The sequence below is a fragment of the Vibrio sp. YQ_11 genome (genome assembly GCF_043103065.1).
Lineage (GTDB): Bacteria > Pseudomonadota > Gammaproteobacteria > Enterobacterales > Vibrionaceae > Vibrio > Vibrio parahaemolyticus.
In genome coordinates this window covers 427,156-437,098 of record NZ_JBICJM010000005.1, presented here as the reverse complement: position 1 = coordinate 437,098, position 9,943 = coordinate 427,156, and the positions used below count along the sequence as shown (strand labels likewise).

9 protein-coding genes, 1 pseudogene and 1 riboswitch are annotated in these 9,943 nt (G+C 47.5%); of the genes and pseudogenes, 7 read left to right on the top strand and 3 right to left on the bottom strand.

Annotated elements, in window-relative coordinates; genetic code table 11:
• Positions 1 to 453: 453 nt before the first annotated feature.
• Positions 454 to 978: a DUF3087 domain-containing protein gene (locus ACF8EG_RS02500; RefSeq protein WP_025633342.1), complete on the bottom strand. Its 525-nt coding sequence runs from the start codon at positions 976 to 978 to the stop codon at positions 454 to 456.
• Between the two features lie 160 nt (positions 979 to 1,138).
• Here ACF8EG_RS02500 and trmY point away from each other — a divergent pair, with 160 nt between their 5' ends.
• Positions 1,139 to 1,738, top strand: a complete 600-nt coding sequence (trmY, locus tag ACF8EG_RS02495) for a tRNA (pseudouridine(54)-N(1))-methyltransferase TrmY (protein WP_005459965.1) — start codon at positions 1,139 to 1,141, stop codon at positions 1,736 to 1,738.
• A gap of 80 nt (positions 1,739 to 1,818) precedes the next feature.
• Here the strand turns inward: trmY and ACF8EG_RS02490 are convergent, their stop codons facing one another.
• Together ACF8EG_RS02490 and ACF8EG_RS02485 are read right to left on the bottom strand one after the other, a co-directional pair.
• Positions 1,819 to 3,162 carry a TldD/PmbA family protein gene (locus ACF8EG_RS02490; protein ID WP_069505666.1) on the bottom strand — a complete coding sequence of 448 codons (1,344 nt, stop codon included), beginning with the start codon at positions 3,160 to 3,162 and terminating at the stop codon, positions 1,819 to 1,821.
• Positions 3,162 to 4,547, bottom strand: a complete 1,386-nt coding sequence (locus ACF8EG_RS02485; RefSeq protein WP_025793496.1) for a TldD/PmbA family protein — start codon at positions 4,545 to 4,547, stop codon at positions 3,162 to 3,164. The genes ACF8EG_RS02490 and ACF8EG_RS02485 overlap by 1 nt, the downstream gene beginning before the upstream one ends.
• Before the next feature lie 312 nt (positions 4,548 to 4,859).
• A riboswitch (TPP riboswitch) is annotated at positions 4,860 to 4,967 on the top strand.
• A gap of 96 nt (positions 4,968 to 5,063) precedes the next feature.
• Here ACF8EG_RS02485 and thiD point away from each other — a divergent pair.
• The 6 genes and pseudogenes from thiD (at position 5,064) to thiM (ending at position 9,926) form a co-directional block, all read left to right on the top strand.
• Complete coding sequence (gene thiD / locus ACF8EG_RS02480) at positions 5,064 to 5,921, top strand: bifunctional hydroxymethylpyrimidine kinase/phosphomethylpyrimidine kinase (RefSeq protein WP_017447010.1); 858 nt, start codon at positions 5,064 to 5,066, stop codon at positions 5,919 to 5,921.
• Positions 5,911 to 6,669, top strand: coding sequence for an ABC transporter ATP-binding protein (locus tag ACF8EG_RS02475; protein ID WP_069505664.1), 759 nt, complete (start codon positions 5,911 to 5,913; stop codon positions 6,667 to 6,669). Before thiD ends, ACF8EG_RS02475 begins: the two co-directional genes overlap by 11 nt.
• Before the next feature lie 58 nt (positions 6,670 to 6,727).
• A pseudogene (locus ACF8EG_RS02470) lies at positions 6,728 to 7,462 on the top strand (ABC transporter permease); the annotation flags it as partial.
• Positions 7,463 to 7,484: 22 nt separating this feature from the next.
• Entirely contained in the window at positions 7,485 to 8,435 is a 951-nt protein-coding gene (locus tag ACF8EG_RS02465; protein WP_021452761.1) for an ABC transporter substrate-binding protein, read from the top strand.
• 18 nt (positions 8,436 to 8,453) lie between these two features.
• Positions 8,454 to 9,116 carry a thiaminase II gene (gene tenA / locus ACF8EG_RS02460; protein ID WP_069505660.1) on the top strand — a complete coding sequence of 221 codons (663 nt, stop codon included), beginning with the start codon at positions 8,454 to 8,456 and terminating at the stop codon, positions 9,114 to 9,116.
• Between the two features lie 18 nt (positions 9,117 to 9,134).
• On the top strand, positions 9,135 to 9,926 hold the full coding sequence (thiM, locus tag ACF8EG_RS02455; RefSeq protein ID WP_025793499.1) for a hydroxyethylthiazole kinase: 792 nt from the start codon (positions 9,135 to 9,137) through the stop codon (positions 9,924 to 9,926).
• Positions 9,927 to 9,943: the final 17 nt, after the last annotated feature.

The window sequence follows — 9,943 nt, the reverse complement described above, 5'->3', positions numbered from 1 at the left end:
TTATTGGTTTTCACTTTTGAAAAAGTAAAACAAAACAGCTCAAGGCTGCTTCCCAATTCGAATGGTCACTTCGTATCATTGAAACCTAATTTGATACCGAGGTATCTAATTGGATTATCATCAACGAGTGCCCACACAGATTGATAGGTCTATATTGTTAAAGAGCTTGCTTTGCGAGAAGTTTTTCTCTCAAAGCGGAGGCGTATTCTAATGAACTAATTCTTGGTGTCAAACACTTTTTAAATTAATTTTTAGAAGCTTTTAATTCGCCTTGTTGCTAACTGCTTTTGCGTTTCCGCTTTGCCCTGACAACGGAGGCGCATTATAGGGAGATGATTTTTCTTGGCAACCCTTTTTGAAGAAAAAACTCAAAAAAAAGCGCTGAGTGATGAAATCTCACTCAAACGCTTATTTTTAGCACTCAGTTGTTAACTTCAAGTAGCAAATAGGCAATCAGTATGTGTCTACCCAGCTCTCTTTAAAGCTGGTGATATCAAGATCCAGTGATTGCTCCGCTTCGATTTGCTCAATTGCCTCTAATTCTTTATTTACACTACTCATCGTCAATGTGTTGTTGTCTAGCTCAAACACTTGGCGTTGCGTGGTGTAATAGAACTTAAGCGTAGTGAGTGCTTTTACATCGTCATTGCTCGCGGCTGCTTTAATGCTTTTTAGTTTACGAAAGATTTTGTTGTGCAGTTGCTTGAGTTTCCAAACGTACAGCACTTCTTCCATGTATGGTCGAGTTTTAATTTGATTCAATAAAGAGAGGGAAGTTGCAACTGCGAGAACGACACCAATCAAATTCCAATGGAAATTGCCCGTTGATTGTTCTGGTACGACTTCAGTGTTGCCAAACAAAACAATCAACAAGGTACTAAAGGCAAGAGAGGAGATGGCGAGCAACGCAACAAAACCGCCAATCACAAGGTTTACTTTCTTTTTATAAATGTCTTTATTTATCTGTTTGATTTCCATATACCGCTCCTAACAGGGTTGCCTCCTATTCTAACGAGCACACCCAACTCCACAATCGAAGCTTTGTAAGTAAGTTCACATTTACTATTAAACTCGCATCCGTTCCCTGCTTGGGTATATACTTCCGCGCATTCACTCTTTCTATATAGAGGCTAAATTCATGCGCTCTTTTGTTTTACGAGCTCGCGCGGCGCCAACCACCAGCAAAGCACTATTAGAAGGTGTTGGTAACGAGGCGCATACCGAGATCCTTGCTCATACCATGATGAACACCATGTTCGTGGCACAATCTCACCGTGAAGATGTGGTTGTCCATTTGGTATTAGAGAGCACGAAGGATTACTCGCGCACGATTACCATTCGTTCAAACGACATTACCAATATTGGTGGTTTTCACGAGTCAACGTTGATCGCTGCCGTTGCCCGTGCGTTGGACGCATCTGTTGGTATGGGTAAAGAGCAGCTTCGTGAAGTTGAGCCGGGTATTACGGTTCGTACAGTGAGCTTCGAACGCTTGGTTCAAGAACTGGCGGAAGACCACCAACTTTATATGTTGGACAAGAAAGGCGAATTTGTTCGTGATGCAGAAATTGGTGAAAACCCATGCTTCTTGCTAACCGACCACATTCCGATGCCGAAGAAGTCGTTCAACAGCTTGAAGCGCCTAGGTACTGAGAAAATCAGCCTTGGACCTAAGATGCTGTTTGCTTCTCAGTGTGTAGTATTGATCCACAACGAACTGGATATCCGCGAATTCTAGTTATTCGCGTACACGTTGCTAGATGATGAAAGAGGACTCGATTGAGTCCTCTTTTTTGTTTCTGACTTTCTATGCCGCGCTTATTTACCGCCAATACTCAATCGAGCAAAACGCACATCTGGCGCGAAGAAAGTGCGGCTGTCATTAATAAGCTGCGTATCACCCACAGCTTCTACTTCTTGCAGCATCTTATAGAAGTTACCTGCAACTGTAATTCCGCGCACAGGTTGAACACGTTGACCATCACGGCACAAGAAACCACTCGCACCAAATGAGAAATCACCACTGACAGCATCTGCACCAGAGTGAACCCCTTGCAGTTCCACTAATTCTAGGTATTCACCTACTTTGATTTCTGACGCACTGCTGTTGCCTGTCGCAATCACTTTGTGATTCGCTGACACGTCTAAGCTCGATTTTGCACCGCGAGCAGCACTTGCCGTCGACACTGCACCCAAATAACTTGCTGTTTGGCTATTGTGCAATAGCGTATTCAGTTGGCCATTGGCGATCAACACATTGTCTTGGGTGGCAAAACCTTCACTATCAAACCCTGCGATAGCCATACCATTCGGCATGTATGCCGCATCGGTAAAGGTAATCAAGTCACTCGCAACACATTGACCAAGCTTGTCACCCAGTGGCGAGATGCCCTTCATCGCACTCACACCAGAAAACGCACTGCCGAAAGCACCGAATAAACTTGCTAGCGCATTGATGTGGAAGATAGCCGGATAGTTACCTGTCGCAACTGGTACTCCATCAAGAAGATCGCGAGCAAGGTTGTAACCGCCTTCAATGCAGTAAGTTGGATTCAACTCATCAAAACGGCGACCTAACGACATTCTACCTGCCATCGACTGTTTGCCATCTTTTTCAAATAAGGTATACGCGTAACAAGTGAAAGAGCGCTCGAAATGTTGACATAACGTACCTTGAGTATTCGCGATGATGAGCTGAGTTTCGCCGTCACTATAACCATTGTATGGTGAGCTTGAAGCGTGAGGCTGAGCCACAACACCTTGTTCAAGCGCGAGGGACAGTTCAATTTTCTCATCGACCGATGTGGTATCGTCTTGCGCAATTTCTGCAATATCAGTGGTGATTTTGCTGTTTACGCAGCTGATGGTTTGATGTTCATCTTGCTTAGAAAAACGAGCACTTTGCAGCGCGTTTGTGAGCATCAAATCTAAACTTGGTTGCTCTAATGATTCAGAATAACTTGTCGCGACACGAGCATCTTTAATGACTCGAACACCCAGCACTTGGCTTGAGCTGACTTTGTACTCATCCAGCTTGCCTTGGTTTGCTTTCAGCGAAAAGCTGCTGTTACGGTTCACAATCACATCCGCTTCCGCACCTTGGCGTTTGGCTTCTGACAGGACGTAATCAACCGCATTAAGAAGTTGTTGTTCTTGGCTCATTAGTTACCGCCTCCTACCAGAATATTGTCCACTTTAAGGGTTGGTTGACCGACTGTGGTTGGTACTGCGCCACTTACTGAACCACACATACCTGGGGCAAGTGCCATGTCCTTACCGACCATACTGATTTCTTTCAATACTTTAGGGCCAGTACTGATCAGTGTCGCCGCTTTCAAAGGCTTGGTAATTTTGCCGTTTTCAATCAAATACGCTTCACGAACGGCGAAGTTGAATTCGCCCGTTCCTGGTTGAACGGAGCCACCACCCATCTTCTTGGCGTAAATACCACGTTCGATACCTGCCAGCATGTCGTCAAGTGAATGCTCGCCTTCTTCGATAAAGGTGTTACGCATCCGCGAGGTTGGTGCGAACTTGTAGTTCTGACGACGACCAGACCCCGTAGCCTCATAACCTGTCTTCATGCCACCCATTTTATCGACCATAAAGCTAGTTAGCTTACCGTCTTTGATCAATTGAGTTCGCTGAGTCTTCATGCCTTCGTCATCAACATGAATCGAGCCCCATTCGTTGGTCATGGTGCCATCATCGACAGCGTTCACTGCAGTGTGAGCAACCATTTCGCCCATTTTGTCGTGGAATACCGACGCTTTCTTCGCAACCGAAGTGGTTTCTAGCAGGTGGCCACACGCTTCGTGGAAGATAACGCCGCCAAAGCCGTTACCAATTACCACGGGCATTTCACCCGATGGACAAGCATCCGCGCCCAATTTCACTAACGCTTGCTGCGCGATAGTTTGACCCAACTCTTTCGCATCGATCTGCTCACTGAATTCCCAACCAGCCAGTGCCCCCGGGCCTTCCATGCCAGAAGATTGCTCATTGCCTTTCTGAGCAACAGTGTTACCCGCCACACGAATGTAGTGACGCGTATCGTCTACATGCAAACCTTCTGAGTTGAAGATAGACACTTGCTGCTCGCGCTGAAGCACACTACCAATGAACTGGCTGATGTACTCACTTTCTGCACGCGCAGCTTGGTCAACTTTCAATAGAAACGCGATTTTTGAATCTAGGTTAGCATCCTTACTTAGCGGCATGCGGCAACCGTGTTGGATTGGGTAGCGGTTCAAATTCAAAGAACCCGCTGACGCGATTTGCTCACGTTTGTCTTTCGCGGCAAGCAGTGATGTTACGCGTTTTAGTTCGGTTTCGTCCGTGCTGTTGGTGTAACCGTAAAGCACTTTGTGACCGAAGAAGAGGCGAATACCGATACCAAAATCGATACCTGAATTTACATTGTCCACCTCACCAGATGCGATCTGGACGGTGTTGGTTTGATGATGTTCAACGAATAGCTCAGCGAAATCAGCTCCTAAAAACAGAGCATGATCGATCACTGACTTCGCTGTTACAGAATTAAGCATGAAGTCTCCTTGCTCGATGATCGTCTTAGCCTTCCTAAATAACTTTCGATGAATTCCGTAAAGTTAAATTGGCAACGCGTTAAATTTTAACAGTTTTTTAACCTTGTTTTATGCTAATCCTTGCCAAAAGAGACCACGACTCTTTATTTAATATTCCAGTTTCTGCTCTTTCATCAGAGCGTTGCACTGGAAAATTCCGCGCAACAAAGTATTAAGAAGCTTACTCTATCACTCACTTCGCATAATTGAATACTCAATAATAATTACTCTCAAAAAACGTATCTCTTGAGTAAGCGTCCTGTTATCATCCGAGCGAAATAGTCGGGGGGCCACGTGATAAGCGTAGGCTGAGATCGAAATTCGAGACCCGTTGAACCTGATTCAGTTAGCACTGACGTAGGGAACTATGCACACTTTGCCTTTCGCCGCCTCTCTTTGGCGAGTGAAACGATCGAACAATCGATCTGCCCACAGCGGTCAAAGTCAGTTCCTATACGTCTTGTAATAGGAGCGACCATGACACAGCAATCACAGCCTTATTCACATCAGACGCCAGCCTTACCTACCCCTATCGTATTGACCATCGCAGGCTCCGACAGTGGCGGCGGCGCAGGTATTCAAGCAGACATCAAAGCGATGTCGGCAACAGGCAGTTTTGCATGCTCGGTCATTACCGCCATCACTTCGCAAAACACACAAGGCGTTTCTGCCATTTTCCCTATCCCACTTGATCACGTTGAAAGCCAACTCGATGCGGTGTTTACCGATCTCAATATTGTAGCGGTAAAAGTCGGCATGCTGGCGGATTCGAACATCATCAAAGTGGTGGCCAGCAAGATCAGACAGTACCAGCCTAAACATCTTGTGATAGATCCCGTCATGGTCGCCACCAGCGGCGATTTGCTACTTGAGCAATCAGCAATCAGCACATTAAAAGAAGAACTAATTCCACTGGCAGACATCATCACTCCTAACCTGCCAGAGGGTGCCGCACTGACAGGTAAGCCTGTACCTCAATCTGAGGCAGAAATGAGTGACATGATTGACGACCTTCGTGCGCTTGGTGCCAAAGCCATTCTGCTCAAAGGCGGTCACCTTGAAGAAGATGAAAACAGCAACGATCTGCTGATCATGCAAAACAGTGCCGAGTTAATCAGCGCCAAGCGTTTCCCAACCCAAAACACCCACGGTACGGGCTGTACACTGTCTTCCGCTATTGCGTCTTACCTTGGTCAAGGCAACAACCTGCACAAAGCCGTGCATTTAGGAAAACAGTACATCAGCCAAGCCATCGCTCATGCGGATGAGTTGGAAGTGGGGAAAGGTCACGGACCAGTACATCACTTCTTTGCGGGTCATACCTATGTTCGCTAACGCGATTGGCATTCAGCTTTCCGACGCCAGTTTGCAATACAAAGACAGCCAAACACCGACTTTAGCGGGAGTGAACATGACCATTCCTATCGGTCAATGGACGGTATTACTCGGGCGAAGTGGCTGCGGAAAAACCACGATATTGCGTTACTTAGCTGGCCTACTGGATGACCAAGTTGACTGGCATGGCGAACTCATCACAACCGATGGCGCAGCACTGCATGACCGTATCGCTTACATGGCTCAGCAGGATTTGCTTCTCCCTTGGTTGAACGTGCTGGATAACGTCTGCCTTAGCTCGCGCTTTTCTTACGCCAACTCAAATCCAACGGATGAGAAACAACGTGCTCTCAACTTGTTAGAGCACGTTGGGTTAGCAGATTACGCTTACGCCAAACTCGCTCAACTCTCTGGAGGTATGCGACAGCGCGTAGCCCTTGCTCGCACTCTGATGCAAGACAAACCTTTGGTTTTGATGGATGAACCTTTCTCAGCATTGGACGCCGTGACTCGCCACAAATTGCAAACTCTCTCTGCCGAGTTACTAAAGGACAAAACCGTTGTCTTGATTACGCACGATCCGCAAGAAGCAGTGCGATTGGCGCATCAACTCTATGTGTTACAAGGCACGCCAGCTCAAGCACAGCACTTGGTTGTTCCAAACTCCAAGCCACCAAGAGCTCTCGATGGAGAGTGCGCAGTTCTGCAGCAAGCGATTTTGGATCAGTTGGAGAAAGACTATGAGTGATATGACTCAGTACAACTCCGTTTCGGTGCGTATTAATAAAAAGGAACGCGTGACTCATCCGGCGTTGCGTCTGCTGATCAGCGCAGCGGTGATCTTAGGTTTGTGGCAACTCATTGTAGTGGTGTTTGACATGCCAAACTTCATCTTGCCTTCGCCAATTGAAGTATTGGATAGATTAATCACTCGATACGACGTGCTACTCAAACACACTTGGGTCACGGCACAAGAGATCCTACTTGGCCTCGCACTCGGCTTATCGATGGGTTTGCTATTCGCTTTGCAAATGCTGATGTTCGAGCCGCTCAAACGCTGGCTATTGCCGATTCTTATCGCTAGCCAAGCAATTCCAGTATTTGCTATCGCGCCAGTGCTCATGCTTTGGCTGGGTTACGGCATTGCATCGAAAGTAGTAATGGCGGCGATCATCATCTTTTTCCCCGTCACGACATGTTGCTACGACGGTTTACGCAATACACCAACTGGTTACCTCGATCTTGCCAAAACCATGGGCGCATCGAAATGGCAATTACTGCACCATATTCAACTACCTGCCGCCCTGCCAACGTTAGCGTCTGGTATTCGTGTTGCCGTGGTTATTGCGCCGATTGGTGCCGTGGTAGGTGAATGGGTTGGTTCAAGTGAGGGCCTTGGCTATCTGATGCTGCAAGCCAACGCACGCATGATCATCGATGAGATGTTCGCGGCGCTGTTTATTCTCGCCGCGCTGTCTATCGCACTCTATTTCACCACTGACAAATTACTGAAAAAAGCCATTCCCTGGGAAAACAAATAGGGAAAGAAAAAGGAAGAACCCCGTGAATAAAAACAAACTCATGAGCGCTGCTGCTCTGCTCGCTTCAATCGTTTCAACTAACGTACTTGCTGCCGAAAAGGAGCTTACTTTAATGCTGGATTGGTTCGTTAACCCGAACCATGGCCCTATCGTGATCGCACAAGAGCGCGGCTACTTTAAACAGCAAGGTTTGAAGGTCAATATCCAAGAACCCGCCGACCCAAGCACACCACCCAAACTAGTTGCGGCTGGCAAAGTCGATATGGCGATTTCATACCAGCCGAGCTTAACCATCGACGTAGCGGCTGGCTTGCCATTAATTCGCTCTGCGACCTTGATTGCTACTCCCCTCAACACATTGATGGTGTTGGATAACGGCAAGAACGACAACCTTGGCGACCTTAAGGGCAAGAAGATCGGTATTGCGATCGCAGGTAACGAAGAGGCGACAATCGGCACCATGCTTGCGCAGGAGAACGTGAAGTTTTCTGACGTGCAAATCATCAACGTCGGTTGGGCACTCTCTTCCTCTCTTGCCTCAGGGAAAGTAGACGCTATTTGGGGCGGCTTGCGTAACTTCGAAACCAACCAACTTGCGCTAGAAGGCTACAAAGCCAAAGCCTTCTTCCCAGAAGAATACGGCGTACCAGCGTATGACGAACTGGTGTTTGTGGCGAATGCAAAAACCTACGACAAAGCGGCTATTAAAGCGTTCAACAAAGCGCTGGAGCAAGCGACCACTTACATCGTCAACCACCCTAAAGAGTCTTGGAAAGAGTTTGTCGCTTACTCACCAGACACGCTAAACAACGAGCTCAACCAACGCGCTTGGAATGACACGTTAACTCGTTTCGCGCTTCGCCCATCGGCAGTTGACCTAAAACGCTACGACGATTACGCCGAGTTCATGTATTCACAAAAAATCATCGAAACGCTACCAAAAGCGAAAGATTACGTACCGAGCTTTGACTAATTACGAGGCTGCCCCATTATGAAATACCAAGATTTGATCGACGGTTGCCGCCAAGATTGGCAAGAATACACTGAGCATGCCTTCGTGCAGCAATTAGCCAAAGGCACACTGGCTCAACCTTGTTTTCTACATTACTTGAAGCAAGATTTCTTATTCCTAAAACAGTACGCGCGAGCTTATGCGCTGGCAATCTACAAAGCACGTACGTTAAACGACATGCGCCGCGCACTACCAAGTGTACATGCGCTTTTAGATTCAGAGATTGCCCACCATGTTACCTACTGCGGTCAGTGGGGATTGACGGAATCTGATCTCGAAAACGAGCCGGAAGATTTTGGCACGGTGGCTTACACGCGCTACGTACTGGATGCGGGAATGACGGGCGACTTAGTTGACTTGTATGCCGCGCTCGCCCCTTGCTCCATCGGCTACGCCGTCATTGGTAAAATGCTGATTGAAGATGACAACACGGTATTCGAAGGCAATCCTTACGCAAGTTGGATTAACTTGTACGGCGGTGAAGAGTTCCAATCAGGCGTGGCAAGTGGGGCCGAACACTTTAACCAGTTGCTGGCTGAAATCGACATCCACAGCCAGCGCGGTCAAAACCTGATTCAGGTCTTCAAAACCGCAACGCGTATGGAAGTGGCGTTTTGGCAACAAGGTCTAAACGCACAATAAGGTTAATTGGAGAATCTCATGTTAATAGAACAAATCACTCAAGCATTAACCGCAGTGCGTCAGAAAAAGCCTTTAGTCGTGAACATTACCAACTACGTGGTGATGAACAACACGGCGAACGCTTTGCTGGCTATCGGTGCTTCGCCAATCATGGCGCATTCAAAGCAAGAAATGGCAGAAATGATGTCGTTTGCAGGCGCTTTGGTGATCAACATCGGCACCCTAGACAGCGTTTGGACGCCGCGCATGATCTACGCTGTAGAGCAAGCCAACTCGAACGGTAAAATTGTTGTGCTCGACCCTGTCGGTTGCGGTGCAAGTTCACTACGCACCGAAACCTCGCGCGAAATCTCCCGCCTTGCAAACAAGTTAATCATTCGTGGTAATGCTTCCGAAATCATTGCTTTCGCTGGTGAGCAAGCGCAAAGCAAAGGTGTGGATGCACTCGACAGTAGCGATACTGCGTTAGGAGCCGCTCACTTCTTAGTTGAAGAATACGGAGCAAGTGTGGTGATCTCCGGCGAAACTGACTACATCGTGACAAAAGAGCAAACCGTCCAGCTAAATAATGGTCACGAGATGATGCCATACGTAACGGGCATGGGTTGCACACTAACGGCACTGACTGGCGCGTTCGCAGCAATCGGCGACGAAACAGGCCTTGCTGCGGCAGCGGTGCTTGGCGTTGTGGGTGAAATTGCGGCTGAGCAAGCGCGAGGGCCAGGTAGCTTGCAAATGCATCTTTTGGATGAGCTTTACCAACTGGATGAAAAAACACTGGCAACACGTCTTACATTACAAGTGAGATAAATCGCTTCTCAATGCTT

Coding starts and splice junctions, on each gene's coding strand:
- ACF8EG_RS02500 (WP_025633342.1), bottom strand. CDS start 978: ATGGAAATCAAACAGATAAATAAAGACATTTATAAAAAGAAAGTAAAC.
- trmY (WP_005459965.1), top strand. CDS start 1,139: ATGCGCTCTTTTGTTTTACGAGCTCGCGCGGCGCCAACCACCAGCAAA.
- ACF8EG_RS02490 (WP_069505666.1), bottom strand. CDS start 3,162: ATGAGCCAAGAACAACAACTTCTTAATGCGGTTGATTACGTCCTGTCA.
- ACF8EG_RS02485 (WP_025793496.1), bottom strand. CDS start 4,547: ATGCTTAATTCTGTAACAGCGAAGTCAGTGATCGATCATGCTCTGTTT.
- thiD (WP_017447010.1), top strand. CDS start 5,064: ATGACACAGCAATCACAGCCTTATTCACATCAGACGCCAGCCTTACCT.
- ACF8EG_RS02475 (WP_069505664.1), top strand. CDS start 5,911: ATGTTCGCTAACGCGATTGGCATTCAGCTTTCCGACGCCAGTTTGCAA.
- tenA (WP_069505660.1), top strand. CDS start 8,454: ATGAAATACCAAGATTTGATCGACGGTTGCCGCCAAGATTGGCAAGAA.
- thiM (WP_025793499.1), top strand. CDS start 9,135: ATGTTAATAGAACAAATCACTCAAGCATTAACCGCAGTGCGTCAGAAA.